The following is a 25,687-nucleotide window of genomic DNA, read 5'->3' on the forward strand; positions in this document are numbered from 1 at the left end:
TTACCTCTTCTGCCAGTGAAATGCACGGCGACCGATCCAGCGGAAAGCCTGGTCGGTAAGCAGACCGATCAGACCGATCAGCAGAATGCCGGCGAAAATCTTGTCGGTATGCATGTAGCGTTGAGCGCGCAGGATCGCGTAACCCAGCCCCGAGTTGGAGGCTACCAGCTCGGCTACCACCAGATAGGTCCAGGCCCAGCCACAGGTGATGCGCAGGGTATCGAGCAGCGCCGGACGGGCCGAGGGCAGTACCACCAGGCGAATGATCTCACTGCGATTGGCACCCATCGTCTGCGCTGCCTCGATCTGCGCCATGGGTACTCGGCGCACGTCTTCAGCGGCCATCAGGGCCATCTGGAAAAAGGTCCCGATGAAGATAATCAGGATCTTCGAGCTCTCGCCGATGCCCACCCAGAGCATGACCAGCGGAATGAACGCCACCGCCGGCATATAGCGGATGAAGTCGATCAACGGCTCCAGGGTCGCCTGCACTGGACGATAGGTACCCAGGTACAAACCCAGAGGCAGGGCAATCAGCGCCGAGACGAGGAATCCAACCATGACACGATAGACGCTGATCGCGGTGTCGTTGAGCAATCCCTCATCGGTCCACCAGTGCCAGATCCGTTCGGCTACAGCGCCCGGACCGGGCATGAACAGCGGGTCGGCAAAACCCATCAGCGTATACAGCCACCAGGCCAAAAAGGGCGAAGCAAGCCCGATAGCGGCGAGTATCGCACTGGTGCGCCCGCTCATGGTGCCGCGAATGACCCACCAGCGTGGGCGGCTCACACGTGAGACGGAGGCCGCTTTATTTTCCGGAACAGGGGCTTGGGCGTTCATCGGATAACCTCCTTCTCAGGCAGACTCGACAGGGGTAGCGGTGCGCATTGCCAGCCGCTGGAAGGCGGATAGCCGCCCAGGGTTGCCAGCCTCTCGACCGGCCACTGGCTCAGGCTGGCTTCTGGCGGGTCCAGCAGCAGGCAGCGGCCGGTGCGACCAGGCAGGGAAGACAGCGTGATTTCCCACGGCATGTCTCCCCCAGAGACACGACCGAAGGAAAACTCGCAGCCCATCATGAACTCGGCCTGATCAGCGCCCAGCCCGGTGATCTGTGTTCTCAGGGGCACACCTTTGCGCGCCGGCGTTGGCCTGTCGGCAACAAACATGAAGCAATCTCCAGCCTGCAGCAGACAGCCCTTGCGCTGCGGATTGTTCACTGCCTCAAGCCAAATCGCGTGGGTAGCTCCGATCGATTCCGGCAATCGCTGCCAGACCTCCAGATAGCTGCCATCCGGCGCGGCCTCATGCACTTCGTCGGGACTGATGAATGTCATAAGCCCAACATCGGTGCCGCTGTCAGGGTGAAAATCCACCAAGCGGTGCCACTGACAGCGATCACTCTCTACTTCGGTCAGCCCGGCAAATCCGGCCTGGCTGATACGTTGATCAACTGTCATCGGTGTTGGCTCGGGTATGCGCAGATCGGCGTGTACCGAGGCTGTCTGCAACCAGAAAACGCGGGTGTCGCGATCCTCATGACCGTCGGCGGTGCGCAGCAGCGTGCGCTGCCAACCCCCCAGATAGGAATCAGGTACGTTATTCATGCGTGGTACTCCGGAAAGCGTTTGAGGCCCCGCCAGAAGGCCATGTCGTGATTCGGCCACAGATGCGCATCGGTCTCGGCTGCCACGGATTTCAGTTTGCGGATGCTTTCCACAGCCATATCCTCGCGATCGCGCCAGCACAGCCCGGGGGCGATCTCGTCATCGATATTTTCCTGCAGATCGGCGGCGTCGCCGGCAAGAATGACCGGTGCGCCCTTGGGCAACTGGATCATCAGGGACATGTGGCCGGCGGTATGCCCCGGGGTATTCAAGGCATTCAGACCGGGCAGCAGCTCGTACTCATCCTGCTGCAGGCGCCAGCGCACGTTGCCGGCAAAGTCATCGGCAAAGTAGGCGTCATCCGCCGGTTCGCGGGCAGCAAGCAGTTCATCTTCATGCACGTGCACCTCCGCTCCGCACACCTCGCAGAGCCCTCCTGCATGGTCAAAATGCAGATGACTGAGGAATACCAGGTCAATATCCTGCGTCTGCAATCCCATCCGCGCCAAGTGGGCACCCAGGCGCTGTTCCTCGTCCATCTGCGGCGGACCCATCGGGAAATCCTGCGGGTCGTACCAGTGTTGACGCGCCACAGGGTCACTGAGCTTGTGATAGTCACAGCCCACGTCAAAAAGCACACGGCCCTGCCGGGTTTCGATCAGGTAGGCGAGAATAGGTGCCTCGATCGAGGTGCCCATGCCGCGACCTCGGGTCGAGTAGGACTTGTCATAGTGGTGCGTTGCGGTGAGCAGGGGCCACAGCTTCAATACGTCGGTCATGCTGCGGCCTCCAGCTTCCTGATCAGCTCGGCACTGCTGCACAGCTCGCCGAAAATGCCACCCTCGACACCGATCATCTGCAGGGCGGCCGCGTGCAACTCGGGATGGGGCGAAGCGCAGGCGTCACTGACGGTCAGGCAGCTGAATCCAAGGTCGATACCTGCGCGCAGGGTCGAGCTGACGCATACCTCGGTAGTAACGCCAGCAATCAGCAGACAACTGACCCCACGATTGCGCAGCAGCAGCTCGAGATCGGTATGGGCAAAGGCGCTGTAACCCGGCTTGTCGATGACCGGCTCGCCGTCCAGAGGCTGCAGTTCATCGATCAGATCGTGGCCGGGCTCGCCGCGAATCAGCAGCCGTCCCATGGGACCGGACTGACCTATTGGCGCACCGCTGCGTTCGGCCCGCCGGCGTTTCCAGTCCGGCAGGTCGCTCAGATCGGAGCGGTGCCCCTCGCGGGTATGCACCACGAGCAGGCCGTAGCTGCGTGCCGCAGCGAGCAAGGCTTGCTGCGCCGGGATGGGCGCGCGCAAGCGTTGAATATCCAGGCCTGCCTGCTCGGCATAGCCACCCGGCGCGCAGAAGTCACGCTGCATGTCGATCAACAGCAGGGCGCCGTTGGCGGGATGCAACTCCGACAGAACACTCATGATTCCAGCGCAAATTCATGGCGCACTGCTGCGGCGATACCCTCGGCAATGTCTCCGGCCATGCGTGCGCCTTTCTCTGCAGTCGACCCCTTGGCCGATGACAACACGCCCGATGGCGGCACCCATTCGGTACGGGTGGGATACATGTCATAGGGCGGGAAATCAGCCGGCAGATCGTCGGGGATCTTATCCAGCGCGACCATCTGCGGATGGTAATGCAGCATCAACGAGGTCTCGATGACCGCCGCGTGCTCCAGCGCAAAGCCTGGAAAACCGTCAGGGAAGATGTCTTCCAGGGTCTGCTCCTGGCAGAAATCCCAATGTTCCAGGCGCATGACCTCCAGATCGCAATCGCGACCCAGTTCGCGTAGCGCCAGTTGGATTCCTTCGGCAACAAACCACTGATTCTCGTAATGCCCCAGCACCAACACCAGACGCTTGACGCCGTGGCGGGCGAATTCACGAACTGCGTCCTGTACCAGGGCTGAAAGGGTAGCGCCATCCAGGCTGGTGGTACCGCAAAAATGTTGGCCCCCGCCGCACTTGGGCTGGGATTTGTAACCGTAGGCCAATGCCGGGGCCACTATCCCTCCCACCTTGGCCGCTACGTCTGCACTGATCGCCGTGGATAACAACGCATCGGTACCCAGGGGCAAGTGCGGCCCATGCTGCTCGGTTGCCCCACAGGGCAGAAATACCACAGCGCCAGCCTCGACCCGCTGCTGGTATTCCACCCAGCTGATCTGGTCCATGTAGAGGTTATTCATCAGGGCAAGCTCCTTGACAGTTCGGGTTCGATTTTTTCCGGCCAACCAGCCATGACAGCAGCGATACAGACCAGGGTTGCGCCTATCCACTCGCGCATGCCGATTTCCTGATCACCCAGCCAGGCCGCGGAGAGAACGGCGGCAATCAGTTCGAATACGATCAGCACTGCTGCCCGACCGGCTTCCAGGTGGGTAACGCCGTACTGCGCCGCCAGGGTAGCGACCAACAGCCAGCCGACCGCAAACAACGCCACCAGCAGCCAGCTACCGACCCCGAGCGTCGGCAACCACTGCCCAAGCAGATAACAGGCGGCACCGGCAAATAGTGCGCTGCCAATAAAGGCGGCGAAGGTTTTGCTCACCAGCGGCACCCGGTCAGCAGCACGGGTGGCCAGATTGTTCATCGCGAAGGCAAAGCCGGCGCTGAGGGCTAGCCAGTCGATGGTCGTTAACGTTTTGAAGGTGTCCTTGCCGGCACCCAGGGTTAGCGCGATACCAACCAGTGCCAGGGCCAGTGAGCCCAGACGCAAAGGCGTCAGTTGCTCCTTGAGCAGCAACCAGCCGCCGATCACCGCCCAGACTGGCGCGAGATAGAACAGCAGCATGATGCGCACCAAATCCTCACCCAGGGACAGGGAAGAAATCAGTGCCGCATTGGCCCAGCCGCCAAAACAGATAATCGCAATCACGCCCCAGATCTGGCTGCGCCATTGTTGCCGCTGGTACCATAAAAGCGGCACAGAGACGATCGCGATAAGGCCGTACGCGGCCAGCACCATGGGCATGCCGCTCAAGCCGATACCGGCAAATGCGTGAAGCGGCACCCAACTGGTGCCCCACAAGATGGTAGCTATGATCAGAATCAGTTCCGGGCGCAACATTAGCCACCCATCCAGGAGCCGCCGTTGGGCCCCAGTATCTGTCCGGTAAAAAAGCTGGCGGCAGACGACAACAGAAAGGCCACCGCTGCGGCAACCTCTTCCGGTTTACCAAAACGTTCAGCCGGTATGGCCAGCTCCTTTGCCAGCCATTCAGCGCTCATGTTCTCGCCGGTCAGCATCGGCGTTTCGATGGGGCCCGGCGCCACCGCATTAATGCGGATATGGGGCGCAAACTCCCGGGCCAGGGAGCGGGTCAGGCCGATTACCCCGGCCTTGGCTGTACAGTAGGCAACGTAGTGTTCGCGGCCGAGAAAGCCCAGGTCGGAACTGACATTGACGATACTGCCGGCCTTCGCCGTCTGCATCCCCGCCAACGCATGCCGGCAGCAGCGATATACAGCATCCAGATCGACCGACATGACCCGCTGCCAATCCTGTTCACCGGTATCCAGAAAGGGCTTTTCCAGAATGATGCCGGCGTTGTTGACCAGGCCATGCAGCGGCCCCTCGGCACAGACCTTCGCGAACATCGCCGAAACCGCCTCGGGCTGAGTAACATCCGCCTCGACCGCGTGGGCGAGACCACCGCTGGTACAGATATGATCAACCAGCTCGGCGGCTTGCTGGCCCTGGGCGTGGTGATTGATCCACACCTGTGCACCCTCGGCAGCAAGCTTCAAGGCACAGGCGCGGCCAATACCGGTAGTCGCACCGGTAATCAGAATGCGTTGACCCTTAAATGGGTAGTGAGTCATCAGTGCATCACCTCGCCGTGACTGACCACCAGCGCCTGGCCGGTGATCGCCTGGCTCAGCGGGCTGCCGAGAAACAGGAAAGTCCCGGCCAGTTGCGCCGGCGTCAGTAGCTCGGGAATCACCTGGCCAGCCAGAATCTGCGCCAGCTCCTGCTCCTCGCTACGGCCGCTCTCGCTGGCCATAACCCTCAGAGAAGCCATCGCCGCCTCGGTGCCAACCCAGCCCGGGCATACGGCGTTGACGCGGATGCGCCGGCTGCCCAGTTCCCAGGCCAGCGAGCGGGTCAGACCGATGACCGCATGCTTGCTCGCGCAGTAGGCGGAAAAGCCTGCCACCGCGCTGAGCCCCCAGATCGAAGACTGATTGATGATGCTGCCACCATCGCGCAGCAAAGGCAGCAGAGCACGGGTCAGCCGCACCATACTGACAACGTTGTTGTCGAGCTGGAACTGCCACTGCTGGTTGGCGAGCGGATCGGAATCGTCCAGCGGGGTAGGCAGTTCCATACCCGCATTGTTGATCAAGACATCGATGGGTGCGCCGTCCTCGCGCAACCAGTCAGCGCAGCGCATGACCTCGGTATCGTCGCCAAGGTCGACACAGAATGAACGTACCCGCTCAGGTGCCAGACCCGCCTCGACAGCAAGCTGGTGAGCAACGGTGGCCAGTGACCGAGCATGGCGGTCAAGTAGCACCAACCGTGCGCCTTGATGGGCAAAGGCCTGGGCCAGGCCTTTGCCAATGCCGCTGGCAGCGCCGCTGATGACGACGCATTGGCTGCGATAGTCGAGATTCTGCATGCTCAGACCGCCGTCAGGAAGGAGACGCCCACTGCACCGTAAAAGCCCTCGGCGCGCTTGGGGCCCTCGCCAAAGTGACCGTAATCGTCATCGGTAACCCGGCGCAGACGATAGCGGTGGAAGCTGCCGATCAGTTCCTTCATCGGCACCACTTGGCGATACCCATCGGAATACAGCTGCGCGTGCAATGCCGGCAGGCGGTACCAGGGTGCGACAGGCTTCTCGTGGTGGGCGTTGTGGTAGGTGAAATTGAGTACCAGCAGGTTCAGTACCGGCCAGCGCAACGAAACCAGATTGCTGAAGGTGTTCTGCTGCTCGTATGCCCGGTCGCGCAACTTGTCGGCGGGAATGTCACCATCCTCCAGCACCGCAAAGGCGTCATAAGTGTGCTGGTAGGCATCGGTGAAGCGCAGCACAGTGATCATCAGCAACCAGGCTACTGCGTAGAGCACCAGCGCGACCGGGGACAACCAGCCAAGCAGCGCGAACGCAGCGAGCCGGATCGCCAGCGTGGCCGCGACAGCCGGGCGGCGAGCACGCTGCTTGTCACTGCTCTCGAGAAAGGGTAGCAAAATAACATAGCCATGCAGCAGCAGCTCGACCGCCGGGATATAGGCCCATTCCAGCGCGAGGATGATCTTGCGCGCCCAGGTCGGCAGGCCGTTGATGAACTCCTTGCTGTCGAAAGTGAGCACATCAGCGCGGTCAACATGATGCCGCATATGCTTGTGACGCAGATCCTGGAATCCGGCGTAGCAGCCCCCGGTCATCCAGCTGAACACTTCTCCGGCACGGGCATTGTGCGCCGGTTTGCTGAAAATCGTGCCATGGGCAAATTCGTGCATCAGGTAGGCGCCGATGATCATGGCATGGCCCAGTAACAGGGTTCCGCCTGCCTTGAGTAACCAGGACTCGGCAAACAACAACGCGATACCCAGACCATAGCCGAGCAGGCTATAGGTCATAGCCAGCGAATTGGGCACCGGACCATCGGCATAACGAAACAACGGTTTGGCCTTGGGAGCAGCCTTCGGCTTGCTCTCGGGTGCAGATGTGGAATTGGGTGTGGACATAACGCCTCCGATTCGCAGCAATAACTGAAATGCTGCCGGCTACGGCAGCATCCGGCTTGCATGCGCCTGGGTTATTCGTTCAGTGATTCAACAAAACTGGCGTCAAAGGTGTCGCCAAAGTCGGGTGCTGCGGGGATTTGCTGATTCTTCACCAAAATGTCGGCAATCACCGCACCACTGCCGTAGAACGACATGGTGGAGTCGGACTCCTTGAAGATTTCAGCCATTTCCGCCAGGGGGATGTTGTACACACCGTCCATCTGCTCGGTGGCCTCGGGGCCGCTCACACCCAGCACCTTGCCGATGATGGTGGCGGACTCCTCAGGATTGGCCTGCATGTAATCCAGGCCAGCCTGATAACCCTTGATCATCGCGGTGATAGCCTGCTCCTGCTTGGCGATTACCTTCTCATCAAATACCAGCACATCAGTGATCAGACCCGGGGCCTGGGCAGAGGAGTACACCACGTGGAAACGCTCACCCTCGCCCATTCCAACGATCTGCGATACGTTTGGCTCATAGGTGACGCCCACCGGCAGGTTGCCTGACGCCATGGCACTGGGGATGGCCTCAGGGGTCATGTTTACCGGGCGGATGTCCTTCTCGGTCATGTCATTGACCTGCAGCGCGTAGGCCAACAGGAAATCCGATGGCGATAGCGGGTTGTAACCCACCTGCTTGCCCTTGAAGTCGGCGACTGAAGTGATCGACTTGTCGGCGACAATCGCGTCACCACCGTCGGAAAAGTCGATCGGCATAACCACCTTGTGCTTCAGACCTTTGGCTACCGAACCCACTACCTGGTCGTAGGTGAGCATGCCGCCGTCTACTGCTCTGCTGGCCATTGCCGAGGGAATCAAAGCTGGATCATTGAAAAACTGCAATTCGACATCTAGACCGAACTGGTCATACAGATCCAGCTCATCGGCCACGTAAAAAGGACCATAACCGGCCCACACAACGGTGCCGATGGTCAGCTTGTCGTCCGCTTGGGCGGCGAAGGGGGCAATCAGAGCGGCGGCGGCCAGACTGGCGCCAGCCAGGGACTTGCGGATCGAACGGATCAGAGGGGCGGTCATGGTCAGACTCCTGCACGGTTGAACAAAATTTCGGGACGCGTCGTCATGACGATCTCCCGGGCTTTTATCCCGCCGTGTAGCCCTCATCCTGAGAGCCGGAAAACTCTCGGACCAGACATCTGTAAACAGACCGGAACCCTAGTTCGCCTTGGTGTTACTCCACTGTGTGACGCGTCATGAGTCTTGAGGACTCATCCCGATTCGTTATCAACCAGTGCATAGTTGATGCCAGCTTGTTGAATATCAAAAAATCTGCAGTGAATTCAATTAATTAGGTTGGCCTGGAGAATACAGGCCAGGAAGGGCTAACTGCTATTACGGCAATACGCGCCCTATCCGGGTGCGAACACGCACACCGAAGGGCCATATGCTCTTAAAGCGCGCGTCCGTTATTGATCTGGTCCGACAGGTGTCTGATCTCATCCTTGTGCATGTCGTAAAGCTCCTGCATGACGACCTCCGCCTCGGGAATCGCTGCGCGCTCGTCCATGGAGCGGTAAAGCTCGATGATCTGGTTGTGAATATCCACAACCTCTGCACTGATTTGTTCGTACCCCCAATTGTCGAAGTCGATTTCACGATCATCCTCCAATGGCAAGCCCTCGCTCAGGTGCTCATAAAGCCAGGTCTTGAGGGCCTTCTCATCCGCGCGCTCACCGATCTTGCGCACCGTATCGGCGAGTGTCCGCTCGTGAGTAGCCAGATACGTCAACAGGCCCTTCGCGCGCTCATCACCGTTACGCTCGGAACCTTTCTCCATGCGTTCAGCAAGCATGTCGTGCACGCCAGAATTCCATTTAATCAAGTCTTCAAAGGTTTCTGCCTTCATCAGTTGCTCCCTGTTGTAGGTAAATGGTGTCGGTTAACAATAATGTCTGATACGCATCCGACTGCGTTTGAATCAGTAAGTTTAGCAACCAGTGTAGACGAGCCCCCATCGCTCTGAGCTCCCAGCGGCGAATCAGAACTTCAGGAAAACGTGTGTCGCAAACGAAACAGGGCGCCCGAAGGCGCCCTGTCTGTTACCGCTAAGAGTACTACCAGCTTCAGTTCTTGCTGCTGGTGAACTCGGGGTAGGCTTCCATCCCGCATTCGGACAGATCCACACCGCCGTACTCTTCCTCTTCGGTGACACGGATACCCATGACCGCCTTGAGGATGACCCAGAGGATCAAGCTGGTGATAAATACCCAGAGGAAGATGGTAACGATACCCAGCAACTGGCCACCGATAGTCGCATCACCATTGGTCAGCAGTACCGCCAGTACACCCCAGATACCTACTACACCGTGTACGGAGATGGCACCAACCGGGTCGTCGATCTTGATCTTGTCCAGAGCCAGGATCGAGAACACTACCAGCACACCACCGACCGCGCCGATCAGCGTAGCCTGGAATCCACCGGGTGACAGCGGATCTGCAGTGATTGCCACCAGGCCAGCCAGAGCACCGTTCAGCGCCATGGTCAAATCAGCCTTGCCGAACAGGATCCGGGCAACAATCAGAGCAGCGATCAAACCACCCGCCGCAGAAGCGTTGGTGTTGACGAACACCTGGGCAACCGCGTTGGCATCCTCGATGTTCGACACAATCAACTGCGAACCGCCGTTGAAACCGAACCAGCCCAACCACAGGATGAAGGTACCCAGAGTTGCCAGCGGCAGGTTGGCACCGGGGATCGCATTGATCTGTCCGGAAGAACCGTACTTGCCCTTGCGCGGACCGAGGACCAGAACACCAGCCAGGGCTGCAGAAGCACCTGCAAGGTGAACGATACCGGAACCGGCGAAGTCGCTGAAGCCAGCTTCAGACAGGAACCCACCGCCCCAGCTCCAGTAACCCTGGATTGGGTAGATGAAGCCCGTCATGACGACCGCGAAGGTCAGGAAGGCAAACAACTTCATACGCTCGGCGACCGCACCAGAGACAATGGACATCGCGGTAGCGACGAACACAACCTGGAAGAAGAAGTCGGCACGTGCGGAGTAGTAGGGTGCGTCATCACCACCAGCCAGAACGTCTTCGGGTGCATTTTCCGCACCAATCAGAACGCCCAGGTTCGGCATGATGCCGCCCTCGTCACCCGAATACATGATGTAGTAGCCCACCACCAGATACATAACACTGGCAATTGCGTACAACGTAATGTTCTTGGTGAGGATTTCAGTGGTGTTCTTGGCACGGACAAGGCCAGCTTCGAGCATGGCAAAACCAGCTGCCATCCACATGACCAGCGCGCCGCAGATCAAAAAATAAAACGTATCAAGTGCGTACTTGATTTGTACGATGTCTTCCATAATTAAGCCCCCCAACAGGCTTTTTTATACATTCAGTGGACGAACTGATCGCTCAGACTGCGTCTGTGCCTGTCTCGCCGGTACGGATACGGACAGCCTGTTCCAGGTTGACCACGAAGATCTTGCCGTCACCAATCTTGCCGGTGTTGGCTGCCTTGGTGATGGCTTCAATGACGCGGTCGAGCATGTCGTCACCGATAGCTACGTCAATTTTCACCTTGGGCAGAAAGTCCACCACATACTCCGCACCGCGGTACAACTCGGTATGACCCTTCTGCCGGCCAAAACCCTTGACCTCGGTTACCGTGATGCCTTGCACGCCGATCTCCGATAGCGCTTCGCGCACGTCGTCCAGTTTGAAAGGCTTGATAACAGCCGTTACTAATTTCATTTTATTTCTCCCGATTGATGGACTGCCCTGGGGGACAGGACCAGTCTATGCCGAGTTAGAGGCTTTTAGAAACGGACAATGCACAGATCCGATGCAGCTACCCGACGCGCCGGCAAAAGCGTGCATAACGAAAGCCACGTTAGCCATAGTCAACTGCTTCATGCTCCAATGCTCCTTAGTGGCTTTGCGCAAAGTCATTCAGCAAAAGTCACGCTGGCTTGAGGTGGGATGCCCAATTACGGTTATCTCGCCTGTCTCACCTGCTTTGGTGCATTGCAGAAATCCTGCCACTTTTAATTTTTTGTTAATAATCATAGTGTTGGCATACTTACCCTCCCCCAGGGCAATTGGCCAGCCCGCGCATACGCACCAGTGTGGTGCATACATGATTTGTAGCGGCCCGATATCGCGCATTAATTCGCGACGCCCTCAAGAGGACGAATCCAGGCGCGGGTGATAGACTCGGGGCTTAATCAGACCGAGCCAGGCCGGTCGACACAAACGATTACAAGGCAGGATCTTCCATGCTGCATAAAGTCTTGATCGAAGCGGTCAGTAACCAGGCAACTCGTCTGCTGATGAGCGAAAAAAGTTTGCCTGCGCCAGAGGTCGAGAAACACCTCAAGGCGCTGCTGCAGAGCGCGCTGGCAAAAATGGACGTAGTCAGCCGGGACGAGTTTGAAACCCAGCAGGTCGTATTGCAGCGCACGCGCGAGCGCCTCGAAGTGTTGGAAAGACGTGTAACCGAGATGGAGCAGCGCCAGCAACCAGCTGCCATCTGACACCACTCAACGCCGCCCATCAGGGCAGGCGTCAAATGGCCCGATCAAGGAGTGATCATGTCCCTGGCTATTGTTCACAGCCGCGCAAAACTGGGTATCGCCGCGCCTTCCGTCACTGTGGAGGTGCATCTGGCCAACGGCATGCCCAGCCTGACCCTGGTAGGCCTCCCGGAAACCGCCGTGCGGGAAAGCAAGGACCGGGTGCGCAGCGCATTGCAAAACGCCCGCCTGGAGTTTCCCAGCCTTAAACGCATCACCATTAATTTGGCTCCCGCCGACCTGCCCAAGGAAGGCGGACGTTTTGACCTGGCCATTGCCCTCGGTCTTCTGGCTGCCAGTGGTCAGATCCCCGTCGATTGCCTGGCTCACTGCGAATGCCTGGGGGAGCTGGCGTTATCGGGAGAGCTGCGCCCGGTGCAGGGTGTGCTGCCGGCCGCTTTGGCTTGCCGCGAGTCCCAGAGGACCCTCTTGCTCCCGCGTGCCAATGCGCCGGAGGCCGCGCTGGTTCGCGGCGTACATATCGTTGCCGCCGACAATCTGCTGGAGCTCTGTGAGCACCTGCGCGGCGAAAGGGAGCTGGAGGCCGTGCCCTCGGGCAGCATTCCACCGCCCACGCAGGATCTGGCTGACCTCGCGGATGTACAGGGTCAGGCACAGGCAAAGCGCGCATTGATTGTGGCTGCAAGCGGCGGCCACAATTTATTGCTCTTTGGCCCACCCGGCACCGGCAAGACACTCCTGGCCAGTCGCATGCCGGGCATTCTGCCGCCCCTCAGCGAAAACGAGGCACTGGAGGTGGCAGCCATACAATCGGTCTGCAATCACGGGCCTTTGCAAAGCTGGCCCCTGCGCCCTTTTCGCGCGCCCCATCATGGTGCGTCCGCCGCCGCACTAGTTGGAGGTGGCAGCCAGCCTCGTCCCGGCGAAATCAGCCAGGCGCACAACGGCGTACTTTTTCTCGACGAATTCCCGGAGTTTGATCGCAAGGTGCTGGAAATGCTCAGAGAGCCCATGGAGTCCGGTTCCATTCATATTGCCCGAGCCCGCGAAACCTTGAATTTCCCTGCCCGTTTTCAGCTGATTGCTGCAATGAACCCCTGCCCATGCGGATATCAGGGCGACCCCTCAGGTCGCTGCCGATGTACCCCAGAGCAAATCCAGCGTTATCGGAGCAAGCTGTCAGGCCCGCTGCTCGATCGGATCGACCTGCATCTGGCCATGCACAATGAACCCTTCAGTATGGCCGGCAAACCCCGGGGCGTTCCCGATAGCCAGGCCGCCGGCGCACAGGTACTGGCAGCCAGAAATCTTCAGCACCAGCGGCAAGAATGCCTGAATGCGCATATGGATCTGGCCGGCCTGCGGGATCATTGCCAATTGGAAGAGTCAGATGCTCGCTGGCTGGAACAGGCTATAGAACGTTTGGGGCTATCGCATCGGGCCAGTCACAGGGCATTGAAGGTTGCGCGCACCCTGGCTGACCTGGAAGCTACCGATCATATTGCCCGCAGGCACCTGGCCGAAGCTCTGCAGTATCGCCAACTCGACCGCCGCGCGGAACACTAGGAAACGCTGAGCTGCGAATCTTCACGACCCATGCTATAGGCATCCATGAAGTAGCAAAGCTCGTCGAAAGGTAGCGCCGGGCTGATGAAGAAACCCTGAACCTGGTCACAGCCCAACGCCCGCAGTTCTGCCAGTTGTTGACGATGTTCGACACCCTCTGCGACCACTTCCAGATCCAGGCTGTGGCCCAGCTCGATCATCGCCGCGACCAACTGGCGGTCAGAACGAGTATCGGAAATACCCTTGACAAAACTGCGGTCGATTTTCAGCAGATCGATCGGCAAACGCTGCAGGTGCATGAACGAGGAAAAACCGGTGCCGAAATCGTCCAGGGAGAAGCGTACACCAAGACCGGTCATACCCTGCATCGTCGCCAGCACCTGATCGGGGTTCTGCATAACTGCCGTCTCGGTCAGTTCGAATTCCAGCCAGCGCGGGTCGATGCTGGTCTTGTCCAGCAAGCGTTTGACGGTTGGCAACAACTGACTGTCCTGGAACTGACGGAACGAGACATTGACGGCCACATGGATGGGTGGATGGTTGCGACGATGCAACTTCGCCAGGTCGTGACAGGCGCGGGCAATTACCCAGTAACCCATGGGCACGATCAGACCGGTTTCCTCGGCCAGGGGAATGAACTCGTTGGGTCCCAGCAACCCGCGTTCCGGATGACGCCAGCGTATAAGTCCTTCGAGCCCGACGATCCTGCCGGTAGCCAGGTTAACTCGGGGCTGATAGTGCAGCTCCAGCTGGTTGCCGCGCAGCGCATGGCGCAGCGACGTCTCGAATTCGATCAGGTTGTTGGCCTGCAGATTGATGCGGTCGTCATAGAAATGGTAATTGCAGCCGCGCTGATTCTTGGCCTGCAGCATCGCCATATTGGCGTGCAAAGTCAGACTGTCGACGGTCTGACCGCCCTCCGGATAGGTAGCGATCCCGACACTGCACCCGAGCAGCAAACCTTCCTGCTCCACCAGAAAAGGCTCGGCCAGCTCGCCGACCAGTTTCTGGGCGATCTGCAACAGATTACTGGAACGGGCATAGTCCTCGATGATAATCGCAAATTCGTCACTGCCCATACGACCTACGGTGTCGGTGTTACGCAAAATACCCCGCAGTCTTGCAACAACTTCCTTGATGATGCTGTCACCCGCACCGTGACCCAGGGTTTCATTGACGTGGCGGAAGTTATCCAGGTCAACAAACATCAGCGCCAGCGGCTGGTTGGTCCGGAGGGCACGGCGCATACCAATTTTGAGTCGATCCTGCACCATGAAACGATTGCATACGCCGGTAAGAGGGTCGTAGCTGGAAGCGCGGTCGAGGGCCGATTTGAGCGCTTGCCGTTCGATTGCATAATGCAGGCAGCGAATGAGTTCACTGGCGCTGGACTGGTCCCAGAGACTGTCGCAGGTCGCTTCAGTGGAGCGGTGGAATTCGGGCTCGACAACCAGATGAATGACGGGGATGCCGCATTCGCAGGCATCGGAAAGAAACTCGCTGCGAGTCAGGATAACCTCGATGTCGCCTGTTTCGATCAGCGATCTGGCTTCTGACCAGTCATCAGCACGCACCAGCTCGAAAGGGCAGCCCGCAACGGACATGAGACGACGGCCAAGCTGTACCGAAGCACCTGCATCCCTGTCTAACAGCAGTACGCGCTGCATTTGGCGCTCGGAAATCACATCGTCTCCCCGGTTGCCTATATAAATTAGATATATAGAACATCTTTGTTAAAGTAAGTTATATCGAAAAAATGATCAACAACCAAGACTAGCTTTTAGCCATCACTCAAGGCGAGACTATTTTCGGGTAAACTCCACCGCCTTCAGCTCAGGAGTTCGTTACCGGTGGCAAAACTCAACCCCCGTCAACAGGAAGCCGTGAATTACATCAGCGGCCCCTTGCTGGTACTCGCTGGCGCCGGCAGCGGCAAGACCAGCGTGATCACGCGCAAGATCGCTTACCTGGTACGTGAGTGCGGCATAAAAGCCCAGAATATTGTCGCCCTGACTTTCACCAATAAAGCGGCGCGGGAAATGAAAGAGCGCGTGAACCTGCTGATCAAGGGCAACGAAGCGCGCGGCCTGACCGTCTCGACCTTCCACAACCTGGGCCTGAATATCATCCGCAAGGAGCACAAGCGGCTGGGCTACAAGCCAGGCTTCTCGATTTTCGACCAGCAGGATGCCCAGGCGCTGATTACCGACCTGATGCATCGTGATTACGGCGCCGATGAAGGAACCGAAGGCATCCAGGCGCAAATCTCCAGCTGGAAGAATGACCTGATCAGCCCCGACCAGGCGCTAGCCCAAGCCAAGACGCCGCAGGAGCAGACCGCCGCAAGCGTGTACATGCACTACAATCGCACGCTCAAGGCCTATAACGCGGTCGATTTCGACGATCTTATTCTTGTCCCTGTTGCACTTTTTCGCGAGCATCCCGATGTTCTGGAAAAATGGCAATTTCGTATCCGCTACATGCTCGTCGATGAATATCAGGACACCAACGCCAGTCAGTACCTCCTGGTAAAAATGCTGGTTGGTCAACAGGCTCGTTTTACCGTGGTTGGCGACGATGATCAGTCGATTTATGCATGGCGTGGTGCTCGCCCGGAAAATCTTGCCCAGTTGAAAGACGATTTCCCCGCGCTCAAGGTAGTCATGCTCGAACAGAACTACCGCTCGACCAGCCGCATCCTCAAGACCGCCAACACCCTGATCGCCAACAATCCCCACGTGTTCGAAAAGCAGCTATGGAGCGAACTGGGTTTTGGCGATCCGATTCGCGTGATTCGTTGTCGCAACGAGGAGATGGAGTGCGAGCGCGTTGCTACCGACATTCAGACCCAGCATCTCAAACACAAGCGGGCTTGGAAGGACTTCGCCATTCTCTACCGCGGCAATCACCAGTCGCGCCTGCTCGAACTCAAGCTTCAGCATCACCAGGTCCCCTATCACCTGTCCGGTGGCACCAGCTTCTTCAGTCGCCAGGAAGTCAAAGACCTGATGGCGTATTTTCGTCTGCTGGTTAACCCGGACGACGACAACGCGCTACTCAGGGTTATCAATGTGCCGCGACGTGAGATAGGCCCCGCCACGCTGGAGAAACTTGGCACCTACGCCACCCAGCGTGATGTCAGCCTGTTCAGTGCCTGCAGCGAAATGGGCCTGGCCGAACACCTTGAACCGCGCTACTGCGAGCGCTTGCAACGTTTCGGAAACTGGCTGGACGGCGTACGCAAGAAGTGCAGCGAAGGGGATCCGATTGAAGCCCTGCGCAGCATGGTCAATGACCTGGACTATGAAAACTGGCTGCGGCAGAACTGCTCGAGTGACGACGTAGCGGCCAAGCGTATGGGCAATGTCTGGTTTCTGGTCGAAGCCCTGAAAAACACTATCGAAAAAGACGAAACCGGCAAGACAGATATCGAAGATGCCATCGCCAAACTGGTACTGCGCGACATGCTGGAGCGCCATGAAGAGGAGGAAGACACCGACCGGGTACAGTTGATGACACTCCACGCCTCCAAGGGTCTGGAATACCCCCATGTCTTCATTATTGGTATGGAGGAAGAGATCATTCCCCACCGCTCCAGTATTGAAGCCGACAGCGTCGAGGAGGAGCGTCGGCTGGCCTACGTTGGCATTACCCGGGCGCAACGTACCCTGAGCTTTACCTACGCTGCTCGCCGCCGACAGTTCGGTGAAATCATCGACTGTCTGCCCAGTCGTTTTCTCGATGAACTGCCCGCAGAGGACCTGGAGTGGGAAGGCACCGACGATGCACCGCCGGAAAAGAAACAGGCTCGGGGAAACTCAGCGCTGTCTGACATTCGCAGCATGCTCGGACCCAAGGCCTGAAAAAAACCAGCAGGCACAAAAAAGCCACCCGTGGGGTGGCTTTTTCAGCTGACTGAAGCCTGTTACTGCAAACCGGACATGTGCTCGACAGCTGCATGAATCTCTTCACGCGAACAATCGCCGCAGGTACCGTTGGCCGGCATTGCGCCCACACCATTGATCGCAGAGGTCACCAGGTCATCGAAGCTTCCCGCCGCCGCAAGACGTGCTTCCCAGGCAGCGGCATCACCTGTTTTTGGCGCGTTCAGAATACCGGCGCTGTGGCAGGCCGTGCAGAACTGACCGTATACCGCTTCACCGGTGCGCGCCGCGCCAGCATCCGCTACTGCGGTTGGCATAGTGCCAACATCCGCGCAAGGATCACCGGCAACACAAACAACACCAAAAGGCTTGATACGCTCGGCAATGCTGTCGCTAGACACAGCAAACGCACCGCCTGCTACCAGAACCAGCAACGCCGCCGAGGCAGCCAGAAATTTTTTCACAGTCATCACCTAACATCCTCATCATGGCTTTATATTCGAGCCCAAGTGCAATGCCCGGACAATGTGCGCGAGTATACCGGCAAACCTGCAGCCAACAAAATAGCATCTGTAACCAGCGACAACGGGTCGCGGTGCCGCAGGAACAAAGCCAGCACCCGCAAGCATGGACGCAGCCCCAATCAATGGGTATTATTGCGCCCCTGAAACGCACCCGTAGCTCAGCTGGATAGAGTACCGCCCTCCGAAGGCGGTGGTCACAGGTTCGAATCCTGTCGGGTGCGCCAGTTTCCTGCCTACTTCGTCGATATTTCCCACCACGACTAACATGCACAGGGCGAATGTGGTCGACACCAGCCGCCCTCAAGCGCACCATGTTCTGTGTAACATGTTGTCCCATCATGCCGCGTTCAAAAGCTCAGAATTGTTCCCGGTGTATTGAAACAACCATCAGTTTTACGTCAAGAACCTGAAGGCTGCATTGCATAAAGTACCCGAAGCAGATTACCGCGTGTAATGTTGTCTTCGAGTGATGTCTTTTTCTAATACAGGTGGATCTCAAGCGGCGTGATTCGAAGATAAGACCAAAGTCTGTTTGGAGGCATCTTGACCGCACCCGATTTCCCCGTAGATGAAACTGAACGCCTGCTGGCGTTGCAACACACCAGGCTTCTCGATTCGCCCCCGGAAGAACGCTTTGACCGCATCACCCGGCTCGCCGCACATGTATTCGGCGTGCAGATCTGCCTGGTATCCCTGGTTGACAGCGACCGTCAATGGTTCAAATCCCGGGTGGGGCTGGAAGAGAAACAGCTCGGCCGGGACATTTCCTTCTGTGGCCACGCCATTCTGGGCAAGGATATTCTTGTTGTTGCTGACGCGACCCGGGATGCGCGCTTTTCCCATAACCCCCTGGTAACCGCTGAACCCTACATTCGTTTTTATGCCGGAGCGCCACTTCACGAGCCTGGGGGGCAACCTATTGGCACTCTGTGCCTGATCGACTCATCCATCCGTGAGTTCAGCCCTGAACAGAAGCACCTGTTACGTGAATTTGCTGGCATGGTTGAGCATGAAATCGCGGCGGTTGATCAGTCTGAGTTTCAACGCAAACTGACCGCCAGCATGAGCAGGATGTCGTCGATTATCGCAACACTGCCCGATATGGTCTTTGTGATCGATCGACACTTTCGCATTCTGGTATGCGCCGAGCATCCCGACCTGCCGCTCCCTCGCCACAGGATTCTGGGCAGGAGCCTGGAAGAGGTACTACCCGAGGAGCTGAGCAGAAAAGTCATTGCCCAGATCGAGCAGGCGTTCAATTCGAACGAACTGGTACAGCTTCACTACAGCCTTGCTGCTACCGACCAGTCCTTCGAAGCCAGGGCCAGGAAAATCGACCGCAAGGAAGTCCTGGTCATTGTTCGCAACACCACAGAACAGACCCGCATCAATGCGCAACTACTACGCCTTTCCGAAGTCGCCAGACAAACCACCAATGGCGTGATTATCACTGATACCGACGGCCTGGTGGTGTGGATCAATGAAGCCCTCACCGCCATTTCCGGCTACCGCATGGAGGAGATTGCGGCCAAGCGGCCCGGGGAACTACTGCAGGGTGAGGGCACGGACCCAGATACCGTAAGAATCATGGCCAAGGCCTTGGCCACAAACAAGGGCTTTAACGTCGATGTGCTGAATTACTCCAAGAAAGGGAAAGCCTACTGGACAAGAATCGCCTGCAATCCCCTGCGGGACGATTCAGGCGAGCTGATAGGCTTTATTTCGATCCAGTCTGACGTCACCCGGGAAAAGCAGGATGCAGATCTAATCAGTCGTAACGAGGGTCTGCTCAAAGCGGTTATTGATGCCAACACAATTGGTACCTGGCAACTGAACCTGCAAACCCGGGAGCTGCAGATCAATGACAAATGGGCAGCGCTTCTCGGGTACCGACGTGCCGAGCTGCTGCCTACCAACCAAAGCACCTGGGAAAATCTAACTCATGCAGACGACCTGGCCTATTGCCTGACCCAGATTCAAAAACACGTCACTGGACAAGTGCCCAATTACGAAGCCAACGTGCGGATGAAACACAAGAGCGGCTCCTGGGTCTGGATCAATACCCGGGGGCGTATGACGTCTCGCACCCCCGACGGCAAGCCTGAATGGCTTCTGGGTACGCACTTTGATATCAGCGCCCAGATCCAGGCTGAAAACACGCTGATCGAACAATCCAAACAAATGCAGGCCATTGTCGACAACATGCTCGACGGGGTTATCAGTATTGATGGCAAGGGTGTGGTCCTGACATTCAATCATGCCGCGGAACAGATTTTTGGTTACAGCGGTGAAGAGGTTGTAGGACACAACGTCAGCCTCTTGATGGGCTCGCCCCACCGCGAGAATCACGATACCTACCTGGCCAACTATCTCGAGACCGGTACCGGAAATGTTGTCGGTCGCAAGCGCGAGCTTGATGCAAGACACAAGAGTGGGACCGCCTTTCCGATCGAACTGGGCCTGGCCGAGGTGCACCAGGAAAGGGGTGTCAACTTTATTGGCATAGTCAGGGACATCACCCAGCGCAAGAAGGCTGAAGACGAAGTCCGTCAACTCGCGTTCTATGATCCCCTGACAACTTTGCCCAACCGTCGGCTGTTGATGGATAGGCTGCAGCAGGTACTCGCCAACTGCGGACGGCAGCATAGGCATGCCGCGCTGCTGTTTCTGGACATGGACAATTTCAAGGACCTGAATGACAGCTCCGGACACCGCAAGGGCGATGAGCTGCTCTGCCAGGTAGCCCAGCGCCTCATCAAATGTGTGCGTCAGAGCGATACTGTATCGCGACTCGGGGGGGACGAATTTGTTGTCGTGATAGAGGATCTCAGTATCGATGACCACGAGGCAGCCAACCAGGCGGAAGCGGCGGCCGAAAAGATTGTTGCGCAATTGAGCCTGGGATTTGATCTGGGTGGACTGGCGTACAACGGATCGGCGAGCATCGGCGTCACCATGTTCAACGACACCCGCTATTGTGCATCGGATTTGCTGAAACAGGCCGACATGGCTATGTACAAGGCTAAAGCGGCAGGCCGCAACGGAATCCGTTTCTTTGATCCGCAAATGCAGGTAGCCGTGAGTCTGCGCGCCTCACTTGAACAGGACCTGCACGACGCCATACGCCTCAAGCAGTTCGTGCTTTTTTACCAGAAGCAGGTCGATCTGCGCGGAGAGATTATTGGGGTTGAAGTGTTGCTGCGCTGGATTCACCCGACCAAAGGTCTTGTATCACCCGCCCAGTTTATCCCACTGGCAGAGGAATCCGGGCTGATCATACCCATCGGCAAGTGGGCCTTGCACGCCGCATGCGAGACGCTCGCCCAGTGGGCATGTGAACCGGCAAAGTCGCATCTGACCATCGCAGTCAACATCAGCGTGGTGCAGTTCAGGGAAAAGAACATTGTTCTGACCGTACTAGATGCACTGGCATCCACCGGCGCCCCCGCTCAAAGGCTGAAGCTGGAAATTACCGAGTCTCTGCTGGCCAGTAATTTTCAAGAAGTGAAAACCAAAATGCTCGAACTGCAGCAGCACGGTATCTCTTTCTCGATCGACGACTTCGGGACGGGATATTCCTCGCTGCTATATTTGAAACAGCTGCCGCTCAATCAGTTGAAAATTGATCAGAGTTTTGTTCAGGACATCCTTTCCAGCCCCAATGATCGAGCCATAGCGCAAGCCATAATTACGCTCGCAGCTGCCATGAAACTGAACGTGATTGCCGAAGGTGTAGAAACGCAAGAGCAGCGGGCTTTACTCGAACTGCTCGGTTGCGAGGCATACCAAGGCTACCTCTACGGAAAGCCGTGTGCGCTCGAGGAGCTGTTCCTGTAAAGATGGGGCGGCGGGCAAGTACTGCTGGAAAAGAGGGCGTTGGCAAACACCGCCGACGCCCTGCCCCGTAAACGCTATCAGGCCTTGTCGATGCCGTCCTTGATAGCGTCCTTGACATCACCTTTCAGGTTTTGAGCCTTGCCTTTGACTTCCTGGGCTGCGCCTTCGGTTTCAAGGCGGTCGTTACCGACAGATTTGCCGACAGCCTGCTTGCCCTTGCCAACGACTTCGTTGGCTGTGCCCTTGATCTTGTCCGTAGTGCTGGTCATGGTGTTACTCCTGGCGAGTGATCGGAATTCGACCTCACCCAGTTCAGACACCCAAGCATGACAACAGTTCAATCGCCGACCCCGCCGCGATATGCCAAAAAAGCGATCCTGTGCCCTATTCTTGCCTCGATCATTCGATAAACCAACGGGCAAAGCATTGCGTATAAACTAGCGTCATCACCCTTCATTTCGGCCAAGGATCCAACGCATGTCCGCTCCCAATGTTAACCGTCTCAATATTGTCCGGGCCGCGGCAATGCTGTTTCGCAAGAAGGGTTATTCCAAAACTGGGCTGAATGAAATCCTTGCCGAGAGCAAAGCACCCAAAGGCTCGCTTTATTACTACTTTCCCCAAGGCAAGGAGCAACTCGGCGAAGAGGCGCTGCGATACTCCGCGCAACTGGCGGTCCGCGCTCTGGAAGAGCTACGCACTGCAAACACCACCGCTCCGGACCTGCTAAAAGCCTTTGCCGCGCGTCTTTGCGAATGGATGGAGCAGTCTGCATTCCGCGACGGCTGTCCGATGGCCACCACTATTCTCGAAACAGTCCCTCAATCGTCCGCTCTCAGTATTGCCGCGCAGGACGGATTCAGCGCCTGGTGCCAGATATTCGAGGACCTGCTGCTCAACGACGGAGCAGCACCGGATGCTGCTCGGCGTCTGGCCAGTCTGACCATAGCCGCTCTCGAGGGCTCGTTGATCCAGGCCAGAGTGGAGCAGAGCCGTAGGCCCGTCATCGAGGCCGCGGAAGAAATTGCCGCACTGATGGTGCTGCGTTCCAAGCCTGCCTGATTGATTGCCCTCTGCTGAGCGTCTTCAGATTGCTTATTCAAGTAAAGCTTGTTAATTATAACAACTGGTCTATATATAAAAGCAGCCATAACCATTGAGGGTCAGCCATGGATAGCCACAAACCCCTACCCGCCGGATTTTCCCGCCATGACCGCCGCAGCGGTTTGACCGACCCGTGGGAACCCCTGTATGCCAAAGCATCGGCGAGCAGCTTCGCCCTCGGGTTATTTGCCGACTCACCCCATGTGAATAGTCGCGGCTTTGTACATGGAGGCCTGATGTCGGCCCTGGCGGACAACGCCATGGGACTGAGCTGCGCGCGCCAGATCGACAATATCGGCGGGTTGGTAACCGTCAGTCTGAATATCGACTATCTGGGCACAGCGCGCACCGGTGAGTGGCTGGAAGTCTGCGCAGAGCCCTCGCGCATCGGTCAATCCCTGTGCTTTGCGGAGGCGAAAATATTCTCCGATGGCAAGCTATGCGCAACGGCCAAAGCAGTATTCAAGGCATCACTACGAAACGACAATCGGGAGAACAGCGCATGAGTGATGCAGATGAGCTACTTGGCAAGATCCAGGCTATATCCCGTCTTGCCGAATTCAATAGCTGGCTGGCGCTGGAGGTTATCTCCGCGATTCCTGGTGAGGTAGAACTGGCGATGCAGTGGAAAAAGGAGATGGGGCAATACAGTGGCTTTTTGCATGCCGGTATCCAGGGAGCCTTGATCGATACCGCGTGCGGATTCGCGGCGGCGACGCTCAGCGGTAATGTTCTGGCGTCCCAGTTCACCGTGCGCTGCCTGCGTCCGGCAACCGGGCAGACTTTCAGGGTTGCTGCTCGGGTAGTCAAACCGGGCCGCCAGCAGATTTTCAGTACCGCGGAGCTGTTCGCCACCCACGACGGTGTTGAAAAACTTGTAGCTACCGGCGATGCCCTGCTGGTCCCGGTACAAACCTGAGCCACAGCTGGACACCTGGCCTCAGTGGCGCTGTTCGAAAGTCACATCAAAGCCCCGGGCATCCAGCTGGGTTATTTCGATGGGTCTGCCGGCCTGATCCATTCGCACCAAACCGATACCACTGCCGTTCCACAACCTTTCGCCGGCCTTGGCGCGGTCGGGATCCCGAGGGGTAACACGCATGCTGCGACGTTTGGTCAGCCAGTTGAGTGGAGACCAGGGGGCATAGAGCCAGCGATTGAGGCGATCGAACCAGTTCAGCAGGCTTTCCGGGAAGGTGTTTTTCAGGCCGCTGCTGGTGATCTGCCAGATACGCGGCCGGCGGTCACGATCACGATCGCGAATAGTGAGATCATAGGCGAAGGAGTAATGCACATCGCCGGACAGCACGACGAAGTTCCCCGGGGTGCGTGAGTGGCGAAAGATATTCAGCATGACACTGGCCGCGCCGCGATGGGCCATCCAGTTCTCGGCATCAACCAGCAGGGGCTTGCCTGCCAAGGTGAAGAGCTTCTGTATACCCTCGATCAACTTGACACCAAACATGGGCGCCGCTGTGACGATCACTACAGCCTCCTTGTCCAGCAGCATCTGCTGCATCTCGCTCAGCGCTTCCCAGTCCATCAGGCCCGAGGGGTGGCCGGGGCGGCGAGCATTGCGCCAGCGCCGGGTGCGCGTATCCAGTACCAGCAAATGCGGCGTGCCCGCCACTTCATAACCCCAGCACTGGCAACCAAGAGACTGTTCGATTGAGGCATCCTGCGCCGCCGCATCGAGCCAGCCACTCTCGCTGGCGTTATCCAGCAACCGGGCAAGGGACTGCAGCGGCTCGCGCAATTGATCCGGATCATTGCCCCAGCCCTGACACGCAAGATAAGCCAGCAAAGCGTTTCCGATAATGCGCCGGGAAAAGGGATGCCCGTAAGCGGTGCTCTCCCACTCGGCGGTAAGATTCCAGTCGTCGGTAACGTCGTGATCGTCGAATATCATCAGGCTCGGCAAATGCGCCAGCACCCGGGCTACCTGTGGCAGGCCGCTGACAAAGTCGTCAATGGCGATTTTTTCGCGCTCGTAGTTCTCTGCCTGGTCCGCCTCCAGCTCCGGCGCCTGTAACTCGACCAACCGCCAGGGTACCGGTGACCAGACCAGCAGATACATGGCGAACATCTCAGCCAGCGTCATCAGATGATTATGGGCATGGGCGGAGGTGAACACCGGTTTTTTCGCACCACCAAAAAAACGCTCCCTCAGCGGCGCATTCATCTGGATGTCGGGCAACAATTGCTCGCGCCGATAATAATTGTCCGCACTGTGATACAGCTGCTGACTGTCTGTAACGGTAGCGCCCTCGAGCTGCTCATCGAACAGGCCCAGGCGCTCGACCACCTGATGCACCGCGTGGAGCATCGGCCCGGCCACATCATCCACATACACCTGGTCACCACTCATCATCAACCAGGCGGGCCGCTTTTCGGGCTCATCCAGCCTTTCGGCGAGCCAGCTATCGGCGCGTACCAGGCCGTCGCCACAGGGAAAATGCGGCTTTCGACAGGAGCCATGCAGCAGTGTGCGATTAGTGGCCGCAATCATCAGTGAAGGCCGCTCTCGCCCCGCGTGCAACAGGTGGGGCAAAGCCTTGCCCAGATTTTGCTGTTCACTCGCTTCGCTCCAGGACAAGTCGTACTCAACCAGGGTATCGACCGGCAGGGGATCACCCAAAGTGATATCCAGAAGATGTACGAAGGCATATCGACCGATTGGCATTACCTGGCAGAGCGAACCGCCGGGCTCAATATGGATGTGCTCGTCGCCACCCTGGCGCTGTAAGGTCAGAACCAGGGGCAAAGGCTCCCGCGCCACCAGCCAGATAAGCAGGCGTGACGGTTCGAGTCTGCGGAGTATTGGGCCAGCGATGATGGCAGGCATGGATTGAAGGGCGTCTACGGGCATGGAGTCTCGGACTGGCATTGGCACCTTCGGTTCAACCGG

At 57.9% G+C, this 25,687-nt stretch carries 24 protein-coding genes, 1 tRNA gene and 1 riboswitch; of the genes, 8 read left to right on the plus strand and 17 right to left on the minus strand.

What is annotated here, in order from left to right:
* The 13 genes from FZF01_RS01240 to glnK form a co-directional block, all read right to left on the minus strand.
* The gene (locus tag FZF01_RS01240) at nt 1-843 is read right to left on the minus strand and encodes an ABC transporter permease (RefSeq protein ID WP_150276282.1); all 843 of its coding nucleotides are present in this window, start codon (nt 841-843) and stop codon (nt 1-3) included.
* Nucleotides 840-1,607, minus strand: a complete 768-nt coding sequence (locus FZF01_RS01245; protein WP_150276283.1) for a hypothetical protein — start codon at nt 1,605-1,607, stop codon at nt 840-842. The genes FZF01_RS01240 and FZF01_RS01245 overlap by 4 nt, the downstream gene beginning before the upstream one ends.
* The gene (locus tag FZF01_RS01250; RefSeq protein ID WP_150276284.1) at nt 1,604-2,386 is read right to left on the minus strand and encodes an N-acyl homoserine lactonase family protein; all 783 of its coding nucleotides are present in this window, start codon (nt 2,384-2,386) and stop codon (nt 1,604-1,606) included. Before FZF01_RS01250 ends, FZF01_RS01245 begins: the two co-directional genes overlap by 4 nt.
* Entirely contained in the window at nt 2,383-3,039 is a 657-nt protein-coding gene (locus FZF01_RS01255; protein WP_150276285.1) for a cysteine hydrolase family protein, read from the minus strand. Before FZF01_RS01255 ends, FZF01_RS01250 begins: the two co-directional genes overlap by 4 nt.
* On the minus strand, nt 3,036-3,806 hold the full coding sequence (locus FZF01_RS01260; protein ID WP_150276286.1) for a creatininase: 771 nt from the start codon (nt 3,804-3,806) through the stop codon (nt 3,036-3,038). Before FZF01_RS01260 ends, FZF01_RS01255 begins: the two co-directional genes overlap by 4 nt.
* Nucleotides 3,806-4,687, minus strand: coding sequence for a DMT family transporter (locus FZF01_RS01265; RefSeq protein WP_150276287.1), 882 nt, complete (start codon nt 4,685-4,687; stop codon nt 3,806-3,808). Before FZF01_RS01265 ends, FZF01_RS01260 begins: the two co-directional genes overlap by 1 nt.
* Nucleotides 4,687-5,442, minus strand: coding sequence for an SDR family NAD(P)-dependent oxidoreductase (locus FZF01_RS01270; RefSeq protein ID WP_150276288.1), 756 nt, complete (start codon nt 5,440-5,442; stop codon nt 4,687-4,689). The genes FZF01_RS01265 and FZF01_RS01270 overlap by 1 nt, the downstream gene beginning before the upstream one ends.
* Nucleotides 5,442-6,242 carry an SDR family NAD(P)-dependent oxidoreductase gene (locus tag FZF01_RS01275; RefSeq protein WP_150276289.1) on the minus strand — a complete coding sequence of 267 codons (801 nt, stop codon included), beginning with the start codon at nt 6,240-6,242 and terminating at the stop codon, nt 5,442-5,444. Before FZF01_RS01275 ends, FZF01_RS01270 begins: the two co-directional genes overlap by 1 nt.
* Before the next feature lie 2 nt (nt 6,243-6,244).
* On the minus strand, nt 6,245-7,315 hold the full coding sequence (locus FZF01_RS01280) for a fatty acid desaturase family protein (protein WP_150276290.1): 1,071 nt from the start codon (nt 7,313-7,315) through the stop codon (nt 6,245-6,247).
* 71 nt (nt 7,316-7,386) lie between these two features.
* A complete protein-coding gene (locus FZF01_RS01285; RefSeq protein WP_150276291.1) occupies nt 7,387-8,394 on the minus strand; it encodes an ABC transporter substrate-binding protein in 1,008 nt (335 codons plus the stop codon).
* A gap of 51 nt (nt 8,395-8,445) precedes the next feature.
* Nucleotides 8,446-8,547, minus strand: a riboswitch (guanidine-I (ykkC/yxkD leader).
* Nucleotides 8,548-8,767: 220 nt separating this feature from the next.
* Nucleotides 8,768-9,223, minus strand: coding sequence for a hypothetical protein (locus FZF01_RS01290; RefSeq protein ID WP_150276292.1), 456 nt, complete (start codon nt 9,221-9,223; stop codon nt 8,768-8,770).
* Between the two features lie 217 nt (nt 9,224-9,440).
* Nucleotides 9,441-10,691, minus strand: coding sequence for an ammonium transporter (locus FZF01_RS01295; protein ID WP_150276293.1), 1,251 nt, complete (start codon nt 10,689-10,691; stop codon nt 9,441-9,443).
* 52 nt (nt 10,692-10,743) lie between these two features.
* Nucleotides 10,744-11,082: a P-II family nitrogen regulator gene (gene glnK / locus FZF01_RS01300; RefSeq protein WP_096346362.1), complete on the minus strand. Its 339-nt coding sequence runs from the start codon at nt 11,080-11,082 to the stop codon at nt 10,744-10,746.
* Nucleotides 11,083-11,606: 524 nt separating this feature from the next.
* Between glnK and FZF01_RS01305 the strand changes: the two genes are divergently transcribed.
* Nucleotides 11,607-11,864, plus strand: a complete 258-nt coding sequence (locus tag FZF01_RS01305) for an accessory factor UbiK family protein (protein ID WP_150276294.1) — start codon at nt 11,607-11,609, stop codon at nt 11,862-11,864.
* Between the two features lie 57 nt (nt 11,865-11,921).
* Nucleotides 11,922-13,430 carry a YifB family Mg chelatase-like AAA ATPase gene (locus FZF01_RS01310; protein ID WP_150276295.1) on the plus strand — a complete coding sequence of 503 codons (1,509 nt, stop codon included), beginning with the start codon at nt 11,922-11,924 and terminating at the stop codon, nt 13,428-13,430.
* Here FZF01_RS01310 and FZF01_RS01315 read toward each other — a convergent pair.
* Nucleotides 13,427-15,097, minus strand: coding sequence for a putative bifunctional diguanylate cyclase/phosphodiesterase (locus tag FZF01_RS01315; RefSeq protein ID WP_150276296.1), 1,671 nt, complete (start codon nt 15,095-15,097; stop codon nt 13,427-13,429). The genes FZF01_RS01310 and FZF01_RS01315 overlap by 4 nt on opposite strands.
* Nucleotides 15,098-15,280: 183 nt before the next feature.
* Between FZF01_RS01315 and rep the strand changes: the two genes are divergently transcribed.
* Entirely contained in the window at nt 15,281-17,293 is a 2,013-nt protein-coding gene (gene rep / locus FZF01_RS01320) for a DNA helicase Rep (protein ID WP_150276297.1), read from the plus strand.
* 62 nt (nt 17,294-17,355) lie between these two features.
* Here the strand turns inward: rep and FZF01_RS01325 are convergent, their stop codons facing one another.
* Nucleotides 17,356-17,784, minus strand: coding sequence for a c-type cytochrome (locus FZF01_RS01325; RefSeq protein WP_223825349.1), 429 nt, complete (start codon nt 17,782-17,784; stop codon nt 17,356-17,358).
* A 201-nt stretch (nt 17,785-17,985) separates the two neighbouring features.
* On the opposite strand from FZF01_RS01325, the gene FZF01_RS01330 reads away from it, so the two are divergent.
* Both FZF01_RS01330 and FZF01_RS01335 read left to right on the plus strand, forming a co-directional pair.
* A tRNA-Arg gene (locus FZF01_RS01330) sits at nt 17,986-18,062 on the plus strand.
* Between the two features lie 319 nt (nt 18,063-18,381).
* Nucleotides 18,382-21,675: a bifunctional diguanylate cyclase/phosphodiesterase gene (locus tag FZF01_RS01335; protein ID WP_150276299.1), complete on the plus strand. Its 3,294-nt coding sequence runs from the start codon at nt 18,382-18,384 to the stop codon at nt 21,673-21,675.
* Between the two features lie 77 nt (nt 21,676-21,752).
* Here the strand turns inward: FZF01_RS01335 and FZF01_RS01340 are convergent, their stop codons facing one another.
* Entirely contained in the window at nt 21,753-21,944 is a 192-nt protein-coding gene (locus tag FZF01_RS01340; protein ID WP_150276300.1) for a CsbD family protein, read from the minus strand.
* Between the two features lie 208 nt (nt 21,945-22,152).
* Between FZF01_RS01340 and FZF01_RS01345 the strand changes: the two genes are divergently transcribed.
* The 3 genes from FZF01_RS01345 (at nt 22,153) to FZF01_RS01355 (ending at nt 23,698) form a co-directional block, all read left to right on the plus strand.
* A complete protein-coding gene (locus tag FZF01_RS01345) occupies nt 22,153-22,737 on the plus strand; it encodes a TetR/AcrR family transcriptional regulator (RefSeq protein ID WP_150276301.1) in 585 nt (194 codons plus the stop codon).
* 107 nt (nt 22,738-22,844) lie between these two features.
* Complete coding sequence (locus tag FZF01_RS01350) at nt 22,845-23,285, plus strand: PaaI family thioesterase (protein WP_150276302.1); 441 nt, start codon at nt 22,845-22,847, stop codon at nt 23,283-23,285.
* Nucleotides 23,282-23,698, plus strand: coding sequence for a PaaI family thioesterase (locus tag FZF01_RS01355; protein WP_150276303.1), 417 nt, complete (start codon nt 23,282-23,284; stop codon nt 23,696-23,698). Before FZF01_RS01350 ends, FZF01_RS01355 begins: the two co-directional genes overlap by 4 nt.
* Before the next feature lie 21 nt (nt 23,699-23,719).
* Here FZF01_RS01355 and FZF01_RS01360 read toward each other — a convergent pair whose 3' ends face one another.
* The gene (locus FZF01_RS01360; RefSeq protein WP_223825350.1) at nt 23,720-25,666 is read right to left on the minus strand and encodes an alkaline phosphatase D family protein; all 1,947 of its coding nucleotides are present in this window, start codon (nt 25,664-25,666) and stop codon (nt 23,720-23,722) included.
* Nucleotides 25,667-25,687 lie beyond the last annotated feature (21 nt).

The organism is Halopseudomonas salina (assembly GCF_008641105.1).

Excerpts from the sequence above, each read along its gene's own strand:
- FZF01_RS01360 (WP_223825350.1), bottom strand. The coding sequence starts at position 25,666 with ATGCCAGTCCGAGACTCCATGCCCGTAGACGCCCTTCAATCCATGCCT.
- FZF01_RS01340 (WP_150276300.1), bottom strand. The coding sequence starts at position 21,944 with ATGACCAGCACTACGGACAAGATCAAGGGCACAGCCAACGAAGTCGTT.
- FZF01_RS01240 (WP_150276282.1), bottom strand. The coding sequence starts at position 843 with ATGAACGCCCAAGCCCCTGTTCCGGAAAATAAAGCGGCCTCCGTCTCA.
- FZF01_RS01255 (WP_150276285.1), bottom strand. The coding sequence starts at position 3,039 with ATGAGTGTTCTGTCGGAGTTGCATCCCGCCAACGGCGCCCTGCTGTTG.
- FZF01_RS01265 (WP_150276287.1), bottom strand. The coding sequence starts at position 4,687 with ATGTTGCGCCCGGAACTGATTCTGATCATAGCTACCATCTTGTGGGGC.
- FZF01_RS01245 (WP_150276283.1), bottom strand. The coding sequence starts at position 1,607 with ATGAATAACGTACCTGATTCCTATCTGGGGGGTTGGCAGCGCACGCTG.
- FZF01_RS01260 (WP_150276286.1), bottom strand. The coding sequence starts at position 3,806 with ATGAATAACCTCTACATGGACCAGATCAGCTGGGTGGAATACCAGCAG.
- FZF01_RS01280 (WP_150276290.1), bottom strand. The coding sequence starts at position 7,315 with ATGTCCACACCCAATTCCACATCTGCACCCGAGAGCAAGCCGAAGGCT.
- FZF01_RS01350 (WP_150276302.1), top strand. The coding sequence starts at position 22,845 with ATGGATAGCCACAAACCCCTACCCGCCGGATTTTCCCGCCATGACCGC.
- FZF01_RS01290 (WP_150276292.1), bottom strand. The coding sequence starts at position 9,223 with ATGAAGGCAGAAACCTTTGAAGACTTGATTAAATGGAATTCTGGCGTG.
- FZF01_RS01275 (WP_150276289.1), bottom strand. The coding sequence starts at position 6,242 with ATGCAGAATCTCGACTATCGCAGCCAATGCGTCGTCATCAGCGGCGCT.
- FZF01_RS01295 (WP_150276293.1), bottom strand. The coding sequence starts at position 10,691 with ATGGAAGACATCGTACAAATCAAGTACGCACTTGATACGTTTTATTTT.
- glnK (WP_096346362.1), bottom strand. The coding sequence starts at position 11,082 with ATGAAATTAGTAACGGCTGTTATCAAGCCTTTCAAACTGGACGACGTG.
- FZF01_RS01310 (WP_150276295.1), top strand. The coding sequence starts at position 11,922 with ATGTCCCTGGCTATTGTTCACAGCCGCGCAAAACTGGGTATCGCCGCG.
- FZF01_RS01315 (WP_150276296.1), bottom strand. The coding sequence starts at position 15,097 with ATGCAGCGCGTACTGCTGTTAGACAGGGATGCAGGTGCTTCGGTACAG.
- FZF01_RS01325 (WP_223825349.1), bottom strand. The coding sequence starts at position 17,784 with ATGACTGTGAAAAAATTTCTGGCTGCCTCGGCGGCGTTGCTGGTTCTG.
- FZF01_RS01250 (WP_150276284.1), bottom strand. The coding sequence starts at position 2,386 with ATGACCGACGTATTGAAGCTGTGGCCCCTGCTCACCGCAACGCACCAC.
- FZF01_RS01345 (WP_150276301.1), top strand. The coding sequence starts at position 22,153 with ATGTCCGCTCCCAATGTTAACCGTCTCAATATTGTCCGGGCCGCGGCA.
- FZF01_RS01285 (WP_150276291.1), bottom strand. The coding sequence starts at position 8,394 with ATGACCGCCCCTCTGATCCGTTCGATCCGCAAGTCCCTGGCTGGCGCC.
- FZF01_RS01355 (WP_150276303.1), top strand. The coding sequence starts at position 23,282 with ATGAGTGATGCAGATGAGCTACTTGGCAAGATCCAGGCTATATCCCGT.
- FZF01_RS01270 (WP_150276288.1), bottom strand. The coding sequence starts at position 5,442 with ATGACTCACTACCCATTTAAGGGTCAACGCATTCTGATTACCGGTGCG.
- FZF01_RS01305 (WP_150276294.1), top strand. The coding sequence starts at position 11,607 with ATGCTGCATAAAGTCTTGATCGAAGCGGTCAGTAACCAGGCAACTCGT.